Annotated in this window: 15 protein-coding genes; 6 read left to right on the forward strand and 9 right to left on the reverse strand. The window is 70.8% G+C overall.

The window, feature by feature from the left end; translation table 11 throughout:
- Nucleotides 1-216 (forward strand): hypothetical protein (locus tag CCS38_RS33565; RefSeq protein WP_223737216.1); only part of this gene is annotated, 216 nt, incomplete at its 5' end.
- Nucleotides 217-269: 53 nt separating this feature from the next.
- Here CCS38_RS33565 and CCS38_RS33570 read toward each other — a convergent pair.
- From CCS38_RS33570 to CCS38_RS33600, 7 genes are all read right to left on the reverse strand, one after another.
- Nucleotides 270-2,009: a S8 family peptidase gene (locus CCS38_RS33570; protein WP_223737218.1), complete on the reverse strand. Its 1,740-nt coding sequence runs from the start codon at nucleotides 2,007-2,009 to the stop codon at nucleotides 270-272.
- Between the two features lie 369 nt (nucleotides 2,010-2,378).
- The gene (locus CCS38_RS33575; RefSeq protein WP_223737220.1) at nucleotides 2,379-3,443 is read right to left on the reverse strand and encodes a PAC2 family protein; all 1,065 of its coding nucleotides are present in this window, start codon (nucleotides 3,441-3,443) and stop codon (nucleotides 2,379-2,381) included.
- Nucleotides 3,444-3,798: 355 nt separating this feature from the next.
- Nucleotides 3,799-4,470 (reverse strand): FadR/GntR family transcriptional regulator, encoded by a 672-nt coding sequence (locus CCS38_RS33580; protein ID WP_223737222.1) that lies wholly within the window; start codon nucleotides 4,468-4,470, stop codon nucleotides 3,799-3,801.
- A 162-nt stretch (nucleotides 4,471-4,632) separates the two neighbouring features.
- Nucleotides 4,633-6,246: a glycerol-3-phosphate dehydrogenase/oxidase gene (locus tag CCS38_RS33585; protein WP_223737224.1), complete on the reverse strand. Its 1,614-nt coding sequence runs from the start codon at nucleotides 6,244-6,246 to the stop codon at nucleotides 4,633-4,635.
- 3 nt (nucleotides 6,247-6,249) lie between these two features.
- Nucleotides 6,250-7,776: a glycerol kinase GlpK gene (glpK, locus tag CCS38_RS33590; protein WP_223737226.1), complete on the reverse strand. Its 1,527-nt coding sequence runs from the start codon at nucleotides 7,774-7,776 to the stop codon at nucleotides 6,250-6,252.
- Nucleotides 7,777-7,840: 64 nt separating this feature from the next.
- Nucleotides 7,841-8,629, reverse strand: coding sequence for an MIP/aquaporin family protein (locus CCS38_RS33595; RefSeq protein ID WP_223737228.1), 789 nt, complete (start codon nucleotides 8,627-8,629; stop codon nucleotides 7,841-7,843).
- Between the two features lie 236 nt (nucleotides 8,630-8,865).
- Nucleotides 8,866-9,630: an IclR family transcriptional regulator gene (locus tag CCS38_RS33600; RefSeq protein ID WP_223737230.1), complete on the reverse strand. Its 765-nt coding sequence runs from the start codon at nucleotides 9,628-9,630 to the stop codon at nucleotides 8,866-8,868.
- 344 nt (nucleotides 9,631-9,974) lie between these two features.
- On the opposite strand from CCS38_RS33600, the gene metH reads away from it, so the two are divergent.
- The 4 genes from metH to CCS38_RS33620 all read left to right on the forward strand — a co-directional run bounded on the left by metH (nucleotide 9,975) and on the right by CCS38_RS33620 (nucleotide 18,072).
- On the forward strand, nucleotides 9,975-13,487 hold the full coding sequence (metH, locus tag CCS38_RS33605; RefSeq protein WP_223737231.1) for a methionine synthase: 3,513 nt from the start codon (nucleotides 9,975-9,977) through the stop codon (nucleotides 13,485-13,487).
- A 172-nt stretch (nucleotides 13,488-13,659) separates the two neighbouring features.
- Nucleotides 13,660-14,361 (forward strand): HAD family hydrolase, encoded by a 702-nt coding sequence (locus CCS38_RS33610; protein WP_223737232.1) that lies wholly within the window; start codon nucleotides 13,660-13,662, stop codon nucleotides 14,359-14,361.
- Nucleotides 14,362-14,746: 385 nt separating this feature from the next.
- On the forward strand, nucleotides 14,747-16,354 hold the full coding sequence (locus CCS38_RS33615) for an ABC transporter substrate-binding protein (RefSeq protein ID WP_223737233.1): 1,608 nt from the start codon (nucleotides 14,747-14,749) through the stop codon (nucleotides 16,352-16,354).
- Between the two features lie 131 nt (nucleotides 16,355-16,485).
- Entirely contained in the window at nucleotides 16,486-18,072 is a 1,587-nt protein-coding gene (locus CCS38_RS33620) for an ABC transporter substrate-binding protein (protein WP_223737234.1), read from the forward strand.
- A gap of 120 nt (nucleotides 18,073-18,192) precedes the next feature.
- Here CCS38_RS33620 and CCS38_RS33625 read toward each other — a convergent pair whose 3' ends face one another.
- Together CCS38_RS33625 and CCS38_RS33630 are read right to left on the reverse strand one after the other, a co-directional pair.
- Entirely contained in the window at nucleotides 18,193-18,864 is a 672-nt protein-coding gene (locus CCS38_RS33625; RefSeq protein WP_030252059.1) for a response regulator, read from the reverse strand.
- Nucleotides 18,861-19,841: a RecB family exonuclease gene (locus CCS38_RS33630; protein ID WP_223737235.1), complete on the reverse strand. Its 981-nt coding sequence runs from the start codon at nucleotides 19,839-19,841 to the stop codon at nucleotides 18,861-18,863. The genes CCS38_RS33625 and CCS38_RS33630 overlap by 4 nt, the downstream gene beginning before the upstream one ends.
- Before the next feature lie 136 nt (nucleotides 19,842-19,977).
- On the opposite strand from CCS38_RS33630, the gene CCS38_RS33635 reads away from it, so the two are divergent.
- Nucleotides 19,978-21,408, forward strand: a complete 1,431-nt coding sequence (locus CCS38_RS33635) for a site-2 protease family protein (RefSeq protein WP_223737236.1) — start codon at nucleotides 19,978-19,980, stop codon at nucleotides 21,406-21,408.
- The last annotated feature ends 54 nt before the right edge of the window (nucleotides 21,409-21,462 follow it).

Consider the following 21,462-nt stretch of genomic DNA (forward strand, 5'->3'; position numbering starts at 1 on the left):
CTCGGGCAGATGCAGCCGCAGCAGCAGGGCGGCATGCTGGAGCTGCTCCAGCATGCCGCCCTGCTGCTGCGGCTGCATCTGCCCGAGGGGCTGCTGGCCGTACTGCTGGGGCTGCTGGCCGAACGGCTGCTGCTGGCCCATGCCCTGCTGGCCGAACGGGGACGTGCTGGGCTGCTGGCCGAGCTGGCCGAGGGGGCTCATCTGAGTGGTCATTAGGTGCTACCTTTCCCTGACTTGTTGGTGTGCTTCAGCCGGTGACGACCAGCCCGTCAGCCTGTGATGACCAGGCCCACGACCTCGTCGTCGGAGTACCACACACGTACGTCGGGCCGTCCCCCCGCGAAGGCGGAGTGCACCGCCTGGCGCACCTCGGGCGCCGGCCGGTTCAAGTTGCGCCACGCACCGGCCACGAAGAGCCGGAGCCGCGGGGGGAGTTCTCGGGGGTAGGGGATCAGTTCGTCCCAGTACCGCTCGGCCTGGCCGGAGCCGACCGAGGAGGGCACCAGGTGCGTCACTGCCGCCCTGATGTCGGGCCGGTTGCCGATCCGCTGGGAGGCCGGCCGGCCGGGCGCGTCCTGCTGCGGGGACCCGGTGGTCCGCAGCACTTCACGCGCCTGCTCGGGATTCATCGGGTCCACGCCCGCGGCCTTGAGCATGCCCTGCAGCGACGCCAGCGCGCCGACCACAATGGGAGAGGCCGATGAGGTTCCCGAGAAGCTGTCGGTGTACCAGGCGATCTCCTCCGTACCGCCCTGCAGGTCGCCGGGCCGGTCCCAGAAGCCGCCGGTCGTGGTGACCTCGCGGCCCCAGCCCTGGGCGTCCAGCCGCATGCCGTAGTTGGAGAACGCCAGCCGCGACCGGTCCGGGCCGTGATCACGGCCGTGGGTGCCGGGAGGCGGGGCGCCCGCGCCGACCAGGATCGCGCCGGACGCCTGGTTGGAGGGGTTGAAGGGGTTGCGCCACCACTGCGGGAAGCGGTCGGGACGGCGTTCGTACAGCGCGTCGTCCAGGCTCTCCGCGCCGTTGCCGGCGGCCTCGACCACCACGACGCCCTTCGCGGTCGCCCAGCGGATCGCCGCGAAGTCGTCCGGCCACCACTCCAGCGCGATGTAGCCGCGCTGGTCGTCCCGGTGCTCGTAGTCGAACCGGGGCCCCGGCCGGTGGAGTTCGATCAGCAGGATGTCGCCGCGCGAGAGCCGCTCGGCCGCCGCGTGGATCGCCGCCGCCGAACCGATGCCCTGGATGGAGGCCGCGGCGGTCACCGCGCCGGGCGCGACGCCCACCACACCCCGGTCGTTGCGGTCGCCCCCGATGACACCGAGGACGGCCGTGCCGTGGTTGCGCCAGGCCAGGTCCTGGATCGGGTTGCCGACCACGATGCCGGCCAGCCGCTCCGCCAGGTCCTCGTGGCCCAGCTGCCAGGCGCCCTCGACGTCGACGATGGTCACGCCCTCGCCGTCACCGCCCAGCCGCTGCCACGCCCATACGGCGTTCACGCCCTCGGGCGCGGCGCCCAAGTGGCCCTGACGGCCCGTGAAATCGGGCGTCGCGGCCGCGCCCTCCTTCCGCGCCTGGTCCTCCGGACCGCGCGGCGCCGAAGTGGCGGGCACGGCACCGGGCTTGAGGTACGCCGTCTCGATCTCCGGGAGGGCGGAGAGCCGGGCGGTCAGCTCCACCGCCCGGGTGTCACCGCCCCGTACCCGGTAGAAGAGCGAGAGGTCGGGGAGCCCGGTGCCCGCCGACGGCTCCTGCGGCATGGCGGCGCGTATCCGCTCTTCGCTGCCGAACAGCGGCTCCAGAGAGAGCTGCTGGTCGCTGAGGAACATCTCCAGTGCGGAGATGTCCGCACCGGTGGCCGACCGTACGCCGCCCGCGCCGGCGCGGAGACCGGGTTCGGCCCGCGCGACGACGATCAGCTCCGGTTCGGCTCCTTGGTAGGTGAATCCCGCTCCGTCGGGTCCGGGGCCCGCCATGCCGGGGCCCGTACCGGGAGGTGCCTGGTCGGTCATCGCTGGGACCGCTCCCTTCGGGGTGCTGCGCCGTGCCCTGCCGCTCCGTGCCCTGCGCCCGGCACGGGCCGCGCCGCGCAACGGCGAAGGTGTACCGGTTGTTGCGGCGCGGTGTCGCCGGGGCTTCGGTGCGTCACCCTGCTACCTCCGCTCGCCCCCGTCCACCCCGTCGGTGCCCCCTACGTTTGGAATCCGGTCGAATGGGAACCGTGGGCAAATCGACCGGAAAGCGATGACGTGCTGTCAAGCAGGTCAAAAACTACGGAGACGTACGCGCTGTGGTGAGGCGGAAGTGCCCGCACGCCACCCGTCGCGCGGCAGGAACGACGAAGCGGGGCGGTGCCGCAGCACCGCCCCGCTCCGTTTCGGTCAGTCCTCCGAGGAATCGCCGTCCGGGGAGTCCGGCTCGTCCTCCTGCTTGCCCTCCTGCTGCTTCGCGGGGCCGTCCTCCGGGCCGCGGGCCGGCCCCTGGCCGCTGCCCTCCGCCTTCGGCGGCTTGGGCGGGCGGGTCCGGCCGCTGGGGGAGTCGCGCAGGTAGGAGCCGTCGCGGCCGTCGGCGAGCCCGCCGTCGGTCGCGAGGCCCGGACCGGCCTGCGGGTCCCGCCGCCGCAGATAGCGTTCGAATTCCCGCGCGATCGCCTCGCCCGACGCCTCCGGCAGCTCGGCGGTGTCCCGGGCCTCCTCCAGCGACTGCACGTACTCGGCGACCTCGCTGTCCTCGGCCGCCAGCTGGTCCACGCCCAGCTGCCACGCCCGCGCGTCCTCACTCAGCTCGCCGAGCGGGATGCGCAGGTCCAGCAGGTCCTCCAGGCGGTTGAGCAGGGCCAGCGTCGCCTTGGGGTTGGGCGGCTGCGAGACGTAGTGCGGCACGGCCGCCCACAGGCTCACCGCGGGCACCCCGGCGTGCGTGCACGCCTCCTGGAGGATGCCGACGATGCCCGTGGGGCCCTCGTACTTGCTCTCCTCCAGGTCCAGCGTGCGCGCCAGGTCCGCGTCGGAGGTGACGCCGCTGACCGGGACGGGGCGGGTGTGCGGGGTGTCGCCGAGCAGCGCGCCCAGTACCACCAGCATCTCCACGCCCAGCTCGTGCGCGAAGCCCAGGATCTCGTTGCAGAAGGAGCGCCAGCGCATGCTGGGCTCGATGCCGCGGACCAGCACCAGGTCGCGCGGCTTGTCGCCGCCCACCCGGACGACGGACAGCCGGGTCGTGGGCCAGGTGATCTTGCGGACGCCGTCCTCCAGGAAGACGGTGGGCCGGTTCACCTGGAAGTCGTAGTAGTCCTCGGCGTCCAGCGCGGCGAAGACCTCGCCCTTCCACTCCCGGTCCAGGTGCGCGACCGCGGCGGAGGCGGCGTCGCCGGCGTCGTTCCAGCCTTCGAACGCGGCCACCATGACCGGATCGATCAGCTCGGGCACCCCCTCCAGCTCGATCACCCAGCGCCTCCTTCCGGCCGGTCGGCCCCTCGTCGGCGGCCGCCGGTTGCAGTTCCCGTTCCGTGCGCTCCCAGCCTACGGCGTCCGTGGTACCTGAACGCAGCCCCTCTGCACTAACGAGTGCTCATTCATCCGATCTGTCCCTGTCAACTGCCGGGCGCGACCTGCGGGATGGCCGAGGAACGGGGGCCATACATCGGAGTGCGATACAGATCGGATGTCCCTCCGTGCCACCGCCCGGACCGGCCTCGTGGCGGGCCCGGCGGCATTGCCCGGCCGCCCGGCACGACGTCCGGTTTCCGCGGCTTACGGATCGCCCCCGCCGCGGCCCGCGGGCCCCGCCGGGCCACGGCCGTCACAGGGACGCCCGCAGCCACTGCTCCACGCCGGCGATGTGGACCGTCGCCCAGGCGCGCGCGGCCTCCGCGTCCCGGGCCCGCAGCGCGCCGAGGATCGCGCGGTGCTCGGTGAGGGTGCGGGCCACCGCTTCCTTCCGGGGCAGCCCGCGCCAGATGCGGGCCCGCGTGGCCGGCCCGGAGAGGCCGTCCAGCAGCGAGCCGAGCACGGAGTTGCCGGACGCGGCCACGATGCAGCGGTGGAACTCCAGGTCGCACGCGACCAGCTCCTCCTCCGAGGGCGCGGCCCCCAGCGCGTCCAGCCGCTCCTCCAGCGCGTCCAGTTGTGCCGGGCGGATCCGGTCCGCGGCCAGCGCGGTGGCGGCCGGCTCCAGGATGCGGCGGACGGCCAGGAACTCCAGGGCGGTGTCGTCGCGGTGGAAGTCCACCACGAAGCTCATCGCCTCCAGCAGCAGCTGCGGGTCCAGGCTCGTGACGTACGTGCCGTCGCCCTGGCGCACGTCCAGGATGCGGATCAGGGCCAGCGCGCGGACCGCCTCGCGCAGGGAGTTGCGGGACAGGCCCAGCTCGGCGGCGAGTTCGCTCTCCTTGGGCAGCCGGTCACCGGGGCGCAGCGCGCCGGAGACGATCATGCCCTTGATCTTCTCGATGGCCTCGTCCGTGACCGCCATGGCCGACCTCCCCGCTCGGAACGCCCGAAAGCCCGAAAATCGCTCACAGACATCGGATGTCTGGAGTGCGGCCATTATGGCGCGCGGACGCCGAGGGGCGGGACTCCGGTACCCCGGAAACCCGCCCCTGTACCGGCCGGCAGCGCCCGCCGGCGTACGTGCTCAGCTCCTGCGTGCCGACAGCACGTCCTCGACCTTCGCGCGGACGTCGTCCGTGGCCAGGCCCCGGATCGTCAGCGTCGTACGGCGGCGCAGCACGTCGTCCGCGGTCTCGGCCCACTCGTGGTCCCGGGCGTACACCACCTGAGCCCAGATCTCGGGGGCTTCGGGGTGGATGCGCTCGGCCAGCGCCGGGTCCTCGTTCGCCAGCCGGGCGATGTCGAAGGACAGCGAGCCGTAGTGGGTGGCCAGGTGGCGGGCGGTGTCCGCGGACATCCGCGGGCCCGGCGTACCGCCGTCGACCAGCAGCCGGTGCGCGACCGCCTGCGGGTTGGCGATGCCCGGCAGCGGCAGCTTCTTCGGCAGCTGGGAGATGGGCTCCAGGTCCTCGCCGAGCGGGTGTCCGGGCAGCGCGGCGAGCTTGTTCATGACCGTACGTCCGATGTGCCGGAACGTCGTCCACTTGCCTCCGGCCACCGACAGCATGCCGCCGCTGCCCTCGGTCACGACCGTCTCGCGCTTGGCCTTGGAGGTGTCGCCGGGGCCGCCCGGCAGCACCCGCAGGCCCGCGAAGGAGTACGTGATCAGGTCGCGGTCCAGCTGCTGGTCGCGGACGGAGAACGCGGCCTCGTCCAGGATCTGCTTGATGTCCTTCTCGGTGACCGACACGTCCGCCGGGTCGCCCTCGTACTCCTCGTCGGTGGTGCCCAGCAGGAGCTGGTCCTCCCACGGCAGCGCGAAGGTGATGCGGTACTTGTCGATCGGGGTCGCGAGCGCGGCCTTCCAGGGGGAGGTGCGCTTGAGGACCAGGTGCGCGCCCTTGGAGAGGCGGATGGAGGGAGCCGCGTTCGGGTCCTCCATCTTCCGGAGGTGGTCGACCCACGGGCCGGTGGCGTTGAGCACCAGGCGGGCGTTGACGCCGAATTCGGTGCCGTCGGTGCGGTCCTTGAGGTCGGCGCCGGTGACCCGGCCCTGGGTGAAGCGCAGCCCGGTGACCTCGGCGTGGTTCAGGACGGTCGCGCCCGCCGCGGCGGCCGCGCGGACCGTCATCAGCGCCATCCGCGCGTCGTTCATCTGGTCGTCGCCGTACACGGCCACGGCCTTGAGGTTCTCCGTGCGCAGCTCCGGCACGTCGCGCTGGGCCTTGGCCGGGCTGATGACGTGGCCGACGCCGTCGCCGAACGCGGAGAGCGCGGAGTAGGCGAAGACGCCCGCGCCGAGCTTGGCCGCGCCGTGCGGGCCGCCCTTGTAGACCGGCAGGTAGAAGGTCAGCGGGTTCGACAGGTGCGGGGCGACCTGGCGGGAGACGGCGCGGCGCTCGAAGTGGTTCTCCGCCACCAGCTTCACCGCGCCGGTCTGCAGGTAGCGCAGGCCGCCGTGGAGCAGCTTGGAGGAGGCGGAGGAGGTGGCGCCGGCGAAGTCGCCGGCGTCCACCAGCGCAACCCGCAGCCCCGACTGCGCGGCGTGCCAGGCGGTGGAGATGCCCAGGATGCCGCCGCCGATCACCAGGAGGTCGTACGTCGCCTTGTCGAGCCGCTCCCGGGTCTCGGCGCGGCTCGGGAGTGAACCGTCGGCCGGGTGCGTCCCGAGTGCCGGGACGCTCTGCAGGGTGCTCATGTCTTACTCCTCGTCCTCGATCCAGCCCATGGTCCGCTCGACGGCCTTGAGCCAGCTCTTGTACTCGCGGTCACGGGTGGCCGCGTCCATGCGGGGGGTCCATTCGGCGGCCCGCCGCCAGTTGGCGCGCAGTTCGTCGGTGCCGGACCAGAAGCCCACGGCCAGGCCGGCCGCGTAGGCAGCGCCGAGGCAGGTGGTCTCGGCGACCATCGGGCGCACCACGGGCGCGTCCAGGAAGTCCGAGATCGTCTGCATCAGCAGGTTGTTGGAGGTCATGCCGCCGTCGACCTTCAGTGCGGTCAGCTCGACGCCGGAGTCCTTGGTCATGGCGTCGGTGATCTCGCGGGTCTGCCAGGCGGTGGCCTCGAGCACGGCGCGTGCGATGTGCGCCTTGGTGACATAGCGGGTCAGGCCCGCGATGACACCGCGCGCGTCCGAGCGCCAGTAGGGGGCGAACAGGCCGGAGAAGGCCGGTACGAAGTAGGCGCCGCCGTTGTCCTCGACCGTGGAGGCCAGGGTCTCGATCTCGGCGGCGGAGTTGATCAGGCCCATCTGGTCGCGCATCCACTGCACCAGGGAGCCGGTGACGGCGATGGAGCCTTCCAGGGCGTAGACCGGGGTCTCGTTGCCGATGCGGTAGCCGACGGTGGTCAGCAGCCCGTTGTAGGAGTTGACCGGCTCGCCGCCGGTGTTCATCAGCATGAAGGTGCCGGTGCCGTACGTGGACTTGGCCTCGCCGCTGGCGAAGCAGGTCTGGCCGAAGAGGGCCGCCTGCTGGTCGCCGAGCGCGGAGGCGACCGGCACTCCGGCCAGCACGCCGGACGCGGTCTCGCCGTACACCTCGGCGGAGGACCTGATCTCCGGCAGGACCTCGGCGGGGATGCCCATGGAGCTGAGGATCTTGGGCTCCCACTGGAGGGTGCGCAGGTTCATCAGCATCGTGCGGGAGGCGTTGGTGACGTCGGTGACGTGCTTGCCGCCGTTGACGCCGCCGGTGAGGTTCCAGATGACCCAGGAGTCCATGGTGCCGAAGAGGATGTCGCCGGCCTCGGCGCGCTCGCGCAGGCCCTCGACGTTGTCCAGCAGCCAGCGGATCTTCGGCCCGGCGAAGTACGAGGCGAGGGGGAGGCCGGTCTCACGGCGGAAGCGGTCCTGGCCGACGTTGCGGCCGAGCTCCTTGCAGAGCGCGTCGGTGCGGGTGTCCTGCCAGACGATGGCGTTGTGGACCGGCTCGCCGGTGTGCTTGTCCCAGAGCAGCGTGGTCTCGCGCTGGTTGGTGATGCCGATGGCCTTGACGTCGGCGGAGGTGATGCCGGCCTTCTCGATCGCGCCGGCCACGACCTGCTGGACGTTCGTCCAGATCTCGGTGGCGTCGTGTTCGACCCAGCCGGGCTTGGGGAAGATCTGCTCGTGTTCCTTCTGGTCGACCGAGACGATGCGGCCGTCGCGGTCGAAGACGATGCAGCGGCTGGAGGTCGTGCCCTGGTCGATGGCCGCGATGAACGGGCCGGTGGTGTGGGTGTCGCTCATGGTGTGTGCTCCAGGAGATGCGGTGGGGGAGTGCGGCTCTTGCGGCGGCTTCGGCTGTGGCGGCTCAGGCGAACGCGAGCTGGTAGATGCCGCCCGCGATCGCGCCGCCGATCAGTGGCCCGGCGACGGGGATCCAGGCGTACCCCCAGTCCGAACCGCCCTTGTTGGGCAGCGGCAGCAGCGCGTGCACGATGCGCGGGCCGAGGTCGCGGACCGGGTTGATGGCGTAACCGGTCGGGCCGCCCAGCGAGAGGCCGATGCCGACGACCACGAAGGCGACCAGCAGGCTGCCGATCGGGCCGACGCCCTTGCCGTCGTCGCTCAGGCCCAGGGTCAGGATCGCCAGCACGAGCACGATGGTGGCGATGATCTCGGTGACGAGGTTCTGCCACGCGTTCCGGATCTCCGGGCCCGTGGAGAAGATGCCGAGCACCGGCCCGGCCTTGGGGGCCTGCGCCTGGTCGACGAGACCCTCCTCACCCTTCGGGGGAGTGATGACCTCGGGGTCCGTGAGGTGGGCGTGGAACTGGCCGTAGTAGACGAGCCACACACAGACCGCGCCGATCATCGCGCCGAGCAGCTCACCGGCGAAGTACACCGGTACCTGGCTCCACTCGATGCCGCCCTGGATGGCCAGGCCGACCGTGACGGCGGGGTTCAGGTGCGCGCCGGACTTGGCGGCGATGTACGCGCCGGTGAGGACGGCGAACCCCCAGCCGAAGGCGATGGCCACCCAGCCGGCCTCGTACGCCTTCGAGCGCTTGAAAGTGACGGCGGCGCACACGCCACCGCCCAGCAGGATCAGCACAGCGGTACCGATGGTCTCGCTGATGAAGATGTCGGAGCTGGACACCCGCGACTCCTTTGTCCTTCGTCCAGATGGACACCGAGATGCGCCGTACCCCGGGTCCCTCCGGTGGTGCGAGCCCTCGGTGAGGGCGTTGTCGGCGATCCGGCAGTGCCCACCATACGACAATCGTCGTATGACGTTCGACAATGCCGACCGACGAACGGCAGTTTTGTTTACGCCCAGTAGCCCGTCAAGGGTTCTGTGAGGGAAAACCTAAGCCGAAAGAACGGACAAAACGGTTAGAAGCGCTGGGCGCCAAGATCCCTGGACACGGCGCGCGCACAGTCCCGCACCGCGGCGACGATCTCCGGGCGCAGCTCCCCGTCCCGCCGCAGCCGCTCCACCGCACCGGTGATGCCCACCGCGCCCACCGGCATCCGCCGCCGGTCGTGAATGGGCGCGGCCACCGACGCCACGCCCTCCCAGGTCTCCTCCACGTCCGCGGCCCAGCCCCGGGCGCGGGTGAGATCCAGCACGCCCTCGAAGTCCTCCAGGTCCGTGAGCGTGTGCGCGGTGAACGCCTCCCGGGCGCTCTCCACCGCCTCGCTGTGCGCCACCGGGTCGTACGCGGAGAGGACCTTGCCCAGCGCCGTACTGTGCAGCGGCTGCATGGCCCCCACCTCCAGCACCTGCCGGCTGTCGTCGGGCCGGAAGACGTGGTGGACGATCAGTACGCCCTGCTGGTGCAGCACGCCCAGGTAGGCGCTCTCGCCGGTGGAGCGGGCCAGGTCGTCGGTCCATACGAGGGCGCGCGCCCGCAGCTCGTGCACGTCCAGGTAGCTGTTGCCCAGCCGCAGCAGCTCCGCGCCCAGCTGGTACCGGCCCGAGGCCGCGTCCTGCTCCACGAAGCCCTCCTGCTGGAGGGTGCGCAGGATGCCGTGGGCCGTGCCCTTCGCCAGGTCCAGCGACGAGGCGATGTCGGACAGCCCCAGGCGCCGTTCGCCGCCGGCCAGCAGCCGCAGCATGGCCGCGGCGCGCTCCAGCGACTGAATGGTCCGTGCCATGGAGCAACCTCCGGGAAGAGCGGTTCGACAATGCCAAACGATATCGGTCGATGCCGACCCGGACAGAGCGGGCCGCGCACCGCACCATGATCACGCCACCGCCGGACGGCCCGCGCACCACCCGTACGGCTCGGCACCGCCCCGTACGTGCCCGGCCCACCGCCCCGTACGGTGGCGCCCACCGGGCCCCGTACGGGCGACTGCCCACGGGCCGTACGAGTGCACGCCGTCCCACGCCGTGGGACAGCCGTCGCCGGACGGTTTCCGCCAGCTACCCTGGCCCGGTGCGCCCTCGTACCGGAAGGCGCAAAGCCGACAGCCGTCGCAACCACGGGAGCAGCTCCATGGCCTCGCATACGCCCACGACCACCCCCGCAGCCCGCATCGACGCCTTCCGCGAGGCCCTCGCCTCGCGCGTCGTGGTCGCCGACGGAGCCATGGGCACCATGCTCCAGGCGCAGGACCCGACCATGGACGACTTCCAGCAGCTCGAGGGCTGCAACGAGATCCTCAACATCACCCGCCCGGACATCGTCCGCTCCGTGCACGCGGAGTACTTCGAGGTGGGCGTCGACTGCGTCGAGACCAACACCTTCGGCGCGAACCACGCGGCGCTCGGCGAGTACGACATCCCGGAGCGGGTCTACGAGCTGTCCGAGTCCGGCGCCCGCATCGCCCGCGAGGTCGCGGACGAGTTCACCGAGAAGACCGGGCAGCAGCGCTGGGTGCTGGGCTCCATGGGCCCCGGCACCAAGCTGCCCACCCTCGGCCACGCCCCGTACCGCACCCTGCGCGACGCCTACCAGCAGAACGCCGAGGGCATGATCGCCGGCGGCGCCGACGCGCTCCTGGTGGAGACCACCCAGGACCTGCTGCAGACCAAGGCCGCCATCCTCGGCGCCCGCCGCGCCCTGGAGGCCACCGGCACTAACCTGCCGGTCATCTGCTCGGTGACGGTGGAGACCACCGGCACGATGCTGCTGGGGTCGGAGATCGGTGCGGCGCTGACGGCGCTGGAGCCGCTGGGCATCGACATGATCGGCCTGAACTGCGCGACCGGCCCGGCCGAGATGAGCGAGCACCTGCGCTACCTCGCCCGCCACTCCCGCGTCCCGATCTCCTGCATGCCCAACGCCGGCCTGCCGGTCCTGGGCAAGGATGGCGCGCACTACCCGCTCACCCCGGGCGAGCTGGCCGACGCGCAGGAGACCTTCGTCGGCGAGTACGGCCTCTCCCTGGTGGGCGGCTGCTGCGGTACGACGCCCGAGCACCTGCGCCAGGTCGTGGAGCGGGTCCGCGGCGCGGCCCCGACCGAGCGGCAGCCCCGCCCCGAGCCGGGCGCCGCCTCGCTCTACCAGACCGTCCCCTTCCGCCAGGACACCTCGTATCTGGCGATCGGCGAGCGCACCAACGCCAACGGCTCGAAGAAGTTCCGTGAGGCCATGCTGGAGGGCCGCTGGGACGACTGTGTGGAGATGGCCCGGGACCAGATCCGCGAGGGCGCGCACATGCTCGACCTGTGCGTGGACTACGTGGGCCGGGACGGCGTGGCCGACATGGCCGAGCTGGCCGGGCGGTTCGCCACTGCATCGACGCTGCCGATCGTGCTGGACTCCACCGAGGTGCCCGTCATCGAGGCCGGTCTGGAGAAGCTGGGCGGCCGCGCGGTCATCAACTCGGTGAACTACGAGGACGGCGACGGGCCGGAGTCGCGGTTCGCGAAGGTCACCGCGCTGGCGAAGGAGCACGGCGCGGCGCTGATCGCGCTGACCATCGACGAGGAGGGCCAGGCCCGGACGCCCGAGCACAAGGTGGCCGTGGCCGAGCGGATCATCGCCGACCTGACCGGCAACTGGGGCATCCACGAGTCCGACATCCTCATCGACACCCTGACCTTCACCATCTGCACGGGTCAGGAGGAGTCCCGCAAGGACGGCATCGCCACGATCGAGGCGATCCGGGAGCTCAAGCGCCGCCATCCGGAGGTGCAGACCACGCTGGGTCTGTCCAACATCTCCTTCGGCCTGAACCCGGCCGCGCGGATCGTGCTGAACTCGGTCTTCCTGGACGAGTGCGTCAAGGCGGGCCTGGACTCCGCGATCGTGCACGCCTCGAAGATCCTGCCGATCGCGCGGCTGGAGGAGGAGCAGGTCAAGGTCGCCCTGGACCTGATCTACGACCGCCGCGAAGAGGGCTACGACCCGCTGCAGAAGCTGATGGAGCTCTTCGAGGGCGCCACCGCCAAGTCGCTGAAGGCCGGCGCGGCCGAGGAGCTGGCGGCGCTGCCGCTGGAGGAGCGCTTGCAGCGGCGCATCATCGACGGCGAGAAGAACGGTCTGGAGGAGGACCTGGACGCGGCGCTGGCCGAGCGCCCGGCCCTGGACATCGTCAACGACACCCTGCTGGCGGGCATGAAGGTGGTCGGCGAGCTGTTCGGTTCCGGCCAGATGCAGCTGCCGTTCGTGCTCCAGTCCGCCGAGGTGATGAAGACCGCGGTGGCCTACCTGGAGCCGCACATGGAGAAGGTGGAGGGCGACGAGGGCAAGGGCACCATCGTGCTGGCCACCGTCCGCGGCGACGTCCACGACATCGGCAAGAACCTCGTGGACATCATCCTCTCCAACAACGGCTACAACGTCGTCAACCTCGGCATCAAGCAGCCGGTCTCCGCGATCCTGGAGGCCGCCGAGGAGCACAAGGCCGACGTCATCGGCATGTCCGGCCTGCTGGTGAAGTCCACGGTGATCATGAAGGAGAACCTGGAGGAGCTGAACCAGCGCAAGATGGCGGCCGACTTCCCCGTCATCCTCGGCGGCGCTGCCCTCACCCGCGCGTACGTGGAGCAGGACCTGCACGAGATCTACGAGGGCGAGGTCCGCTACGCCCGCGACGCGTTCGAGGGCCTGCGCCTGATGGACGCCCTGATCGCCGTCAAGCGCGGCGTGCCCGGCGCGACCCTGCCGGAGCTCAAGCAGCGCCGTGTACCCAAGCGGGACACCGCGGTACTGGAGGTCGAGGAGCCGGAGGGCTCGGTCCGCTCGGACGTGGCCACCGACAACCCGATCCCGGAACCGCCCTTCTGGGGCACCCGCGTGGTGAAGGGCATTCAGCTCGCCGACTACGCCTCCTGGCTGGACGAGGGCGCGCTGTTCAAGGGCCAGTGGGGCCTGAAGCAGGCCCGTACGGGGGACGGCCCGACGTACGAGGAGCTGGTGGAGACCGAGGGCCGGCCGCGGCTGCGCGGCTGGCTGGACAAGCTCCAGCGGGACAATCTCCTCGAAGCCGCGGTCGTGCACGGGTACTTCCCCTGCCACTCCAAGGGCGACGACCTCATCCTGCTGAACGAGGACGGCACCGAGCGCACCCGCTTCACCTTCCCGCGGCAGCGCCGCGGCCGCCGGCTGTGCCTCGCGGACTTCTTCCGCCCGGAGGAGTCCGGCGAGACCGACGTGGTCGGCCTCCAGGTCGTCACCGTCGGCTCGAAGATCGGCGAGGAGACCGCGAAGCTGTTCGCGGCCGACTCCTACCGTGACTACCTGGAGCTGCACGGCCTCTCCGTCCAGCTCGCCGAGGCCCTCGCCGAGTACTGGCACGCCCGCGTCCGCGCGGAGCTCGGCTTCCAGGGCGAGGACCCGGCCGACATCGAGGACATGTTCGCGCTGAAGTACCGCGGCGCGCGCTTCTCCCTCGGGTACGGCGCCTGCCCGGACCTGGAGGACCGCGCGAAGATCGCGGACCTGCTGCAGCCCGAGCGGATCGGCGTCCAGCTCTCCGAGGAGTTCCAGCTCCACCCCGAGCAGTCCACGGACGCCATCGTCATCCACCACCCGGAGGCGAAGTACTTCAACGCGCGGTAGGGCGTTCTTCGCCGCCCCCGGGGCCCGAAGCCGGGCTTCCGGTCGCGGACGAGAGCGTACGGACCGGCACAGTCGTACACTTATCGGTCCGGTAGCGGCCGGTCGTCTTTCCCTCAGGGGAGGCGGCCGGCCCTTTTGTCCCTCCGGGGACCCCTGCAACGGAGGTGTACGGATGACCAGCAGCATCCCCGCCGTCGGCACCCGAACGGCCGAAGGCTCCACCCTCCAGGCCGTCTTTCTCGATCTGGACGGCACCCTCGTCGACACCGAGAACTTCTGGTGGGAGGCGGAGGCCGAGGTCTTCGCCGACCTCGGGTACGTACTGGACGAGGCGCACCGTCAAGTCGTGGTCGGCGGGCCGATGACCCGCAGCGCCTCGTACCTGATCCAGGCCACCGGCGCGACGATCGCGCTCGCGGAGCTGACCACGCTGCTCAACGCCCGCTTCACGGCCCGGATCGAGCGGGGAGTGCCGCTGATGCCGGGCGCCCGCAGGCTGCTGGCCGAACTGGCGGCCCATCAGGTGCCGACCGCGCTGGTCTCCGCCTCGCACCGCGACATCATCGAGCGCATGCTCGAATCGCTGGGGGCGGAGAACTTTCATCTCACGCTCGCGGGCGACGACCTGGCGCGCACCAAGCCGCACCCGGACCCGTATCTGACCGCCGCCGCCCGGCTCGGTGTGGACCCGGTGCGCTGCGCGGTCGTGGAGGACACCGTGACGGGCGTGACGGCGGCCGAGGCGGCCGGCTGCCGGGTGGTCGCCGTGCCGTCGGTGCTGCCCATCGAGCCGGCCCCGACGCGGACGGTCGTACCGTCGCTGGAAGAGGTCGATCTTCCTTTTCTGCGGGCCCTCATCACGGAAAAACGATGACCGTGCACTGAGCGTTGTGGCGAGAAAGGCCGAACGGGGTCGGAAGGGACGCTGAGGAGTGGTCCGCTCATTTTCCGTGACGAATACCGGCGCTGAATTCTCATGTCACCGGTTGCATTGCAATCCGTGACGTTTGTCACGCGCCGGGCCGTCGACAAGTGGGGTAAAAGGTGTTCCATGAGGGTGGTGAGGGGGGTTGGGCGGGGGTAAGTGTCCACATTGGTCAATCGACGTACTAATCGTTCCAGTGTCCGGATATCGGTCACCCCGCGGGCGTTATCTGGGCGTGATATGCGCTCAACTCTGCTGTGTCACGGACCCGCAGACCGTTCCTACTAATGTCGACGCGAGCAACACCTCTGCGCTGATAAGGAACCTGCCGACGATGAATCGCACGACCTTGGTGCTGCCGGTCCTGGCCGGTCTGCTCGCTCCCGCACTGGCCGCCTGCGGAAGCGGCGACAGCGCTGGTGGGGACGGCAAGGCGATCGTCGTGGGGACCACCGACACCATCGAGGCGTCCAAGGCGGCCCCGGCCCCCTTCGATCCCGTGCAGACCTATGACGTCGGCGCCTGGAACGTGCTGCGCGGCACCTTCCAGACGCTGATGCGGCTGCCCCGTACCGGCACGGCACCGGTCCCCGAGGCGGCCCGCTCCTGCGGCTTCCGCGACACCCAGAACGAGCAGTACCGCTGCACCCTGCGGGACGGCCTGAAGTTCAGCAACGGCGACTCCCTCACCGCCACCGACGTGAAGTTCTCCGTCGAGCGGATGCTGCGGATCGACTACGCCAACGGCCCGGTGTCGCTCATGGACAACGTCGACACCGTCGAGACGGCCGGGAAGAACGAGGTGGTCTTCCACCTCAAGAAGCCCGACGCCACCTTCCCGCAGAAGCTCGCCACCCCCGCCGCCGCGATCGTCGACCATAAGGTCTACCCCCGCAACGCCCTCTACAAGGGCTTCGACCTGGTCGGCTCCGGCCCGTACCAGCTCGAGGCCGAGCACAGCGGAAACCGCGTCACCAAGGCCGTCTTCACCCGCAACCCCGAGTACAAGGGGGGCATCGAGCCGCAGAACGACAAGGTCGAGATGCGGTTCTTCGCCGACTCCGATGCCATGGAGACGGCGCTGCGCAAGGGTGACATCGACCTGATGAACCGCAGCCTGTCGCCGCATCAGGTGCAGGGCCTGGAGAACGCCCGGGACTCCCAGGTCTCCCTGACGGAGATGCCCGGCCAGGAAATCCGCTACCTCGCCTTCAACACCGACGCGCCCGCCGTCCGCAACAAGGCGGTGCGTCAGGCCATCGCACAGATGGTGGACCGTTCGGCGCTGGTCCGTGATGTGTACGCGCACACCGGCGACCCGCTGTACTCCCTGGTGCCGACCGGCCTCACCGGCCACGTCAACTCCTTCTTCACCAAGTACGGCAACCCCGATCCGGCCGAGGCCGAGCGCATCCTGAAGCGCGCGGGCATCAACACCCCGGTGAAGCTCACTCTCGCCTACACGAAGAACCACTACGGCTCGATCACCGAGGACGAGTTCAAGGAGCTGCAGAAGCAGTTGAACAAGGACGGTGTCTTCGACGTGACCCTCAAGGGCGTGGACAGCTGGCAGACCTTCCGCGAGGACTCCGCCAAGGGCGAGTACCCGGTCTGGGGCATGGGCTGGTACGCCGACATCCCGGACGCCGACAACTACCTCGCGCCCTTCATAGGCAAGGGCAACTTCCTCGGTTCCCCGTACCGGAACCACCGGATCGAGGACCAGCTGATCCCGGCGACGCGTCAGCAGACCGACCGCAACGCCGCCGCCGGCAGCTTCAAGCAGGCACAGAACATCCTGGCCGACGACGTTCCGGTCCTTCCCCTGTGGCAGGGCAAGCAGTACGTCGCCGCGCGTAACGACATCACCGGCGTGGAGTGGGCGCTCAACTCCTCCTCCGCGCTGCAGATCTGGGAACTGGGCCGCGGCGTCGCCGACTGACGCCCGAGCAACGGCCGGCCGGCACCCGCACCATGGGCACCGGCGGGCCGGCCCGCAGAGCGGGTTCCCCGCTCATCGGCCGACGGCCTCGTCGGCAGGCAACCGCGACACCAACTGTGAGGAACGCGCACGTGAGGAAACGTGACCAGCTGCTCGCCGCCCCCTTGTGTGCGGGGCTGGCCGCAGCCCTGCTGGCAGGCTGCGGCTCGGGCGACGACGAGGGTGCCGGGGTCGGTGAACCCGTGGTCATGGGCATGACGGACAAGATCCAGTCGATCGATCCGGCGGCCGGCTACGACCCCGGCTCCTGGCTGCTGTTCAACAACGTCTTCCAGTCCCTGATCAGCTTCCCCAAGGGCGGCACCACCCCCCAGCCGGAAGCCGCCAAGAGCTGCACCTTCACCGACACCAGCAGCAAGGTCTACCGCTGCAAGCTGAAGGACGGCCTGAAGTTCAGCAACGGGGACGCCCTCACGTCCAAGGACGTGAAGTACTCCTTCGACCGCACCCTGCGGATCAACGACAAGAACGGCCCCGCCGTCATGCTCGCCGGGCTCGACAAGATCGACACGCCCGACGACAAGACCGTCGTCTTCCACCTCAAGTCGCCCGACGCGACCTTCCCCATGAAGATCGCCTCCGGCGCCGGCTCCATCGTCGACCGCAAGGAGTACCCGGCCGACAAGCTCCGCACCGACGGCGAGGCCATCGGCTCCGGCGTCTACAAGCTCGACAGCTACGGCAAGAAGCAGGCCGTCTTCTCCGTCAACGGCTCCTACAAGGGCCCCGCCAAGGTCAAGAACTCCGGCATGACCATGAAGTTCTTCGAATCCCAGACGGACCTGAAGCACGCCGTCCAGGACGGGAAGGTCGACGTGGCCTACCGCGGCCTCGCCAACAAGGACATCGCCGACCTGGACCACGCCGTCGACAGCGGCCGCACCCAGGTCGTCGAGGGCGACAGCGCCGAGGTCATGCACCTGGTCTTCAACACGAAGGACCCGGTCGTCGGCAAGCTCGGCGTCCGCAAGGCCATGGCGTACACCATCGACCGCGCCTCCCTGGTCCGCGACGTCTACCAGCGCACCGTCGAGCCGCTCTTCTCCATCGTCCCGGCCGGCATCACCGGCCACACCACGGCCTTCTTCGACACCTACGGCTCCCGCCCGCAGGCCGACAAGGCCGAGGCGGCGCTGCGCTCCGCCGGTGTCCAGGGCAAGGCGAAGGTCACGCTCTGGTCCACCCCGACCCGCTACGGCCCCGACACCGACGCCGCGATGCAGGAGCTCGCCCAGCAGCTCAACGCCAGCGGCCTCTTCGACGCCAAGGTCAAGAGCGTGCCGTTCGAGGACTACGAGAAGGGCGTCGCCGACGGCAAGTACGGCGTGTACGTCAAGGGCTGGGTCCCGGACTACCCGGACCCCGACAACTTCACCCAGCCCTTCTTCGGCAAGGGCAACGTCCTGAACAACGGCTTCGACTCGTCGCGACTCACGGGCAACCTGCTGCCCAGGACCGCCGCCGAGCCCGACCGCGGCGCCACCAAGCAGGACTACCGCGAGGTGCAGCAGATCGTCGCCGACGAACTGCCGCTGCTCCCGCTGTGGCAGGGCAAGCAGTACGCCGTCGCCCGGGACACCGTCTCCGGCCTGGAGTGGACGCTGGACTCCTCGACGGTCTTCCGCTTCTGGGAGATCAGCAAGAGCGCGGAGGAGTAGGCGGCCCGCGGCCTCAACGGCACGGGGAAGGCCCGGCGCGAGTGATCGCGCCGGGCCTTCCCCGTTCGTCGGTGTCGTGCGCGGTGCTGCTGCGCGCCGGTGCCTGCTGGGGCGCGGCGCCTACTGCGCGCCGGGCCGCACCAGCCCGCTCTCGTACGCGTACACCGCGGCCTGCACCCGGTCCCGCAGGCCCAGCTTCGTCAGCACATGGCCCACATGGGTCTTCACCGTCGTCTCGCTCACGAACAGATCCGCCGCGATCTCCGCGTTCGACAGCCCCCGCGCGACCAGCTTCAGGACCTCCACCTCGCGCTCGGTGAGCGTGCCGAGCGCGTCCGGCACCGGCTCCTCGCCCGACGGCAGATGCGTCGCGTACTTGTCCAGCAGCCGGCGCGTGATGCTCGGCGCGAGCATCGCTTCGCCCGCCGCCACCACCCGGATCGCCTGCACCAGCTCGTTCGCCGGGGCGTCCTTGAGCAGGAAGCCGCTGGCGCCGGCCCGCAGCGCCTCCACGACGTACTCGTCCAGATCGAACGTCGTCAGCACCAGGACCTTCGCCGGGCCGTCCTTCGCCGGACCCGTGATCCGGCGGGTCGCCTCCACCCCGTCCATCCGCGGCATACGGATGTCCATCAGCACCACGTCGGGCTGCAGCGCCCGCACCTGATCCAGCGCCTGCATGCCGTCACCGGCCTCGCCGACGACCGCGAGATCCTGCTCGGCCTCCAGGATCATCCGGAAGCCGGTACGCAGCAGCGGCTGGTCGTCGACCAGCAGGACGCGGATAGTCACGAACTCTCCTTCGATTGGCCTGCTGCCCCATTCTGCCCTGCCGCGTCCGGTCCGGACGGCGGTCCGGGGATCACCGGCAGCGCCCGCTCCACGGCCTCCGGGCCCAGCAGCACCGGCTCCGCGTCCTCCGCGCCCGGCCCCAGCGGATACGGCGGGGGAGTGCCGCCGAACTCCGGGCACACCGCCCGGTGGTCGCACCAGTTGCACAGCTTCGACGGGCGCGGCCGCCAGTCGCCCGAATCCGTCGCCTTCTGGATCGCGTCCCACAGCGCCAGCAGCTTGCGCTCCACGCCCCGCAGATCCGCCTCGGACGGGTCGTACGTCAGCACGTCACCGCTGCCCAGATACACCAGCTGCAGCCGGCGCGGCACCAGCCCGCGCAGCCGCCACAGCACCAGCGCGTAGAACTTCATCTGGAACAGCGCGCCCTCGCTGTACTCCGGGCGGGGCGCCTTGCCCGTCTTGTAGTCGACCAGCCGCACCTCGCCCGTCGGCGCCACGTCCACCCGGTCGATGAACCCGCGCAGCCGCAGCCCCGACTCCAGCACCGTCTCCACGTACAGCTCGCGGTCGGCCGGCTCCAGGCGCGTCGGGTCCTCCAGCGTGAACCATCGCTCCACCAGCGCCTCGGCGTCCGACAGCCAGCGCGCCAGGCGCTCGCCCTCCGGATCGTCGGCGAACAGCTCCGCCAGCTCCGGACGCTTCTCCAGCAGCTTCTGCCACTCGCCCGGCACCATGGACCGCGCGCTCGGCGCCGTACGCTCCGCCGCCGGCGCATCGAAGAGCCGCTCCAGGACCGCGTGCACCACCGTGCCCCGGGTCGCCGCCTCGCTGGGCTTCTCCGGCAGCTTGTCGATCACCCGGAAGCGGTACAGCAGCGGGCACTGCAGGAAATCGCTCGCGCGGGAGGGCGACAGCGCCACCGGGCGCGCCGGAACAGGCGCGGCCCGTACGGCCTTCTCGGTGCTCGTGTCCATAGCCCTAGACCCTACGGCCCGCCACTGACAACCCTCCGCATACCATCGACGGCGGACCGCTTCGCCCTGCATGATCGTGGTATCGCACCGGACAGACCGGTCAGGAGCGAAGGCCGTACACCGACGAGGGGACACCGTGGACGAGAGCGGGAAGCCGCAGGGCCCGCAGGACGCCCAGGAGTCCGCCACCGCACCGGACACCGCCGAGGAGGCGGGGCCGGAGGCCGGCAAGAGCCTGCCCGAACGGGCGCCGGACGAGCCGAGCGGCACCCCCGAGGAGGGCGCCGACACGCCCGGTACTGGTACTGGTACTGGTCCTCGTCCCGGTACAGGTACGGCCGCCGAGAACGCTTCCGGGAAGCCGCGGCGCGGCGCCACGCCGGGCTCCGTCGACGGCGCCGCCAACGGACGCCGCGGCATCGGCGGCGGCATCCTCATGGGCAAGCCCTTCGGCGTGCCCGTGTACGTCGCCCCCAGCTGGTTCCTCGTCGCGGCCCTCATCACCTGGGTCTTCGGCGGCCAGCTGGAACGCGTACTGCCCGACCTCGGCGGCGCCCGGTACCTCGTCTCCCTCTTCTTCGCCGTCGCCTTCTACGCCTCCGTCCTGGTGCACGAGCTGGCGCACACCGTCGCCGCGCTTCGCTTCAAGCTCCCCGTGCGCCGCATTCAGCTCCAGTTCTTCGGCGGCGTCTCGGAGATCGAGAAGGAGTCCGAGACCCCCGGCCGCGAATTCGTCCTCGCCTTCGTGGGCCCGCTGCTCTCCCTCGTGCTCGCCGGTGTCTTCTACGGCGCGATGTACCTCGTCGAGCCCGGCACCGTCCCCGGCGTCCTGATCGCCGGCCTGATGATCTCCAACCTCATCGTCGCGGTCTTCAACCTGCTGCCCGGGCTCCCGCTCGACGGCGGCCGGATGCTCCGCGCCGTCGTCTGGGCCATCACCGGCAAGCCGATGACCGGCACCGTCGCCGCCGCCTGGGTCGGCCGCGCGCTCGCCGTCGCCGTCCTCATCGGGCTGCCGCTGCTCACCCACACCGGGGCGCTGGGCAACGAACGCCCCGACATCGGCGGCGTCGACTCGCTCACCGACGCCCTGCTCGCCGCGATCCTCGCCGCGATCATCTGGACCGGCGCCGGCAACAGCCTGCGCATGGCCCGGCTCCGCGCACACCTCCCGGACCTCCGCGCCCGTGCGCTCACCCGGCGCGCCGTCCCCGTGGAGTCGCACACGCCGCTCTCCGAGGCGCTGCGCCGGGCCAACGACGCGGGCGCCCGCGCCCTGGTGGTCGTCGACGGACACGGCACACCCACCGCCGTCGTCCGCGAGGCCGCCATCGTCGGCATCCCCGAACACCGCCGCCCCTGGGTCGCGGTCAGCGGCCTCGCCCAGGACCTCAAGGAGGGCATGCGGGTCCCGGCCGAGCTGGCCGGCGAGGACCTCCTGGACCACCTCCGCGCCACGCCGGCGACCGAGTACCTCGTCGTCGAGGACACCGGCGAGATCTACGGCGTCCTCTCCACCGCCGACGTGGAAAAGGCATTCGTGGCAGCAATGGCCCGCCCGTCCTGACACCCCCGACTCCCGATTCCCGCAGCCCCCTCCTGGGTAACCCCCTGCTGGGGG

Origin of the sequence: Streptomyces purpurogeneiscleroticus (assembly GCF_020024005.1) — a bacterium.
In the GTDB taxonomy this organism is placed as follows: domain Bacteria; phylum Actinomycetota; class Actinomycetes; order Streptomycetales; family Streptomycetaceae; genus Streptomyces; species Streptomyces purpurogeneiscleroticus.

Bases quoted from the DNA above. Each gene is read 5' to 3' on its own strand.
- CCS38_RS33570 (WP_223737218.1), bottom strand. From the start codon at position 2,009: ATGACCGACCAGGCACCTCCCGGTACGGGCCCCGGCATGGCGGGCCCC.
- CCS38_RS33580 (WP_223737222.1), bottom strand. From the start codon at position 4,470: ATGGCGGTCACGGACGAGGCCATCGAGAAGATCAAGGGCATGATCGTC.
- CCS38_RS33585 (WP_223737224.1), bottom strand. From the start codon at position 6,246: ATGAGCACCCTGCAGAGCGTCCCGGCACTCGGGACGCACCCGGCCGAC.
- glpK (WP_223737226.1), bottom strand. From the start codon at position 7,776: ATGAGCGACACCCACACCACCGGCCCGTTCATCGCGGCCATCGACCAG.
- CCS38_RS33600 (WP_223737230.1), bottom strand. From the start codon at position 9,630: ATGGCACGGACCATTCAGTCGCTGGAGCGCGCCGCGGCCATGCTGCGG.
- metH (WP_223737231.1), top strand. From the start codon at position 9,975: ATGGCCTCGCATACGCCCACGACCACCCCCGCAGCCCGCATCGACGCC.
- CCS38_RS33610 (WP_223737232.1), top strand. From the start codon at position 13,660: ATGACCAGCAGCATCCCCGCCGTCGGCACCCGAACGGCCGAAGGCTCC.
- CCS38_RS33615 (WP_223737233.1), top strand. From the start codon at position 14,747: ATGAATCGCACGACCTTGGTGCTGCCGGTCCTGGCCGGTCTGCTCGCT.
- CCS38_RS33630 (WP_223737235.1), bottom strand. From the start codon at position 19,841: ATGGACACGAGCACCGAGAAGGCCGTACGGGCCGCGCCTGTTCCGGCG.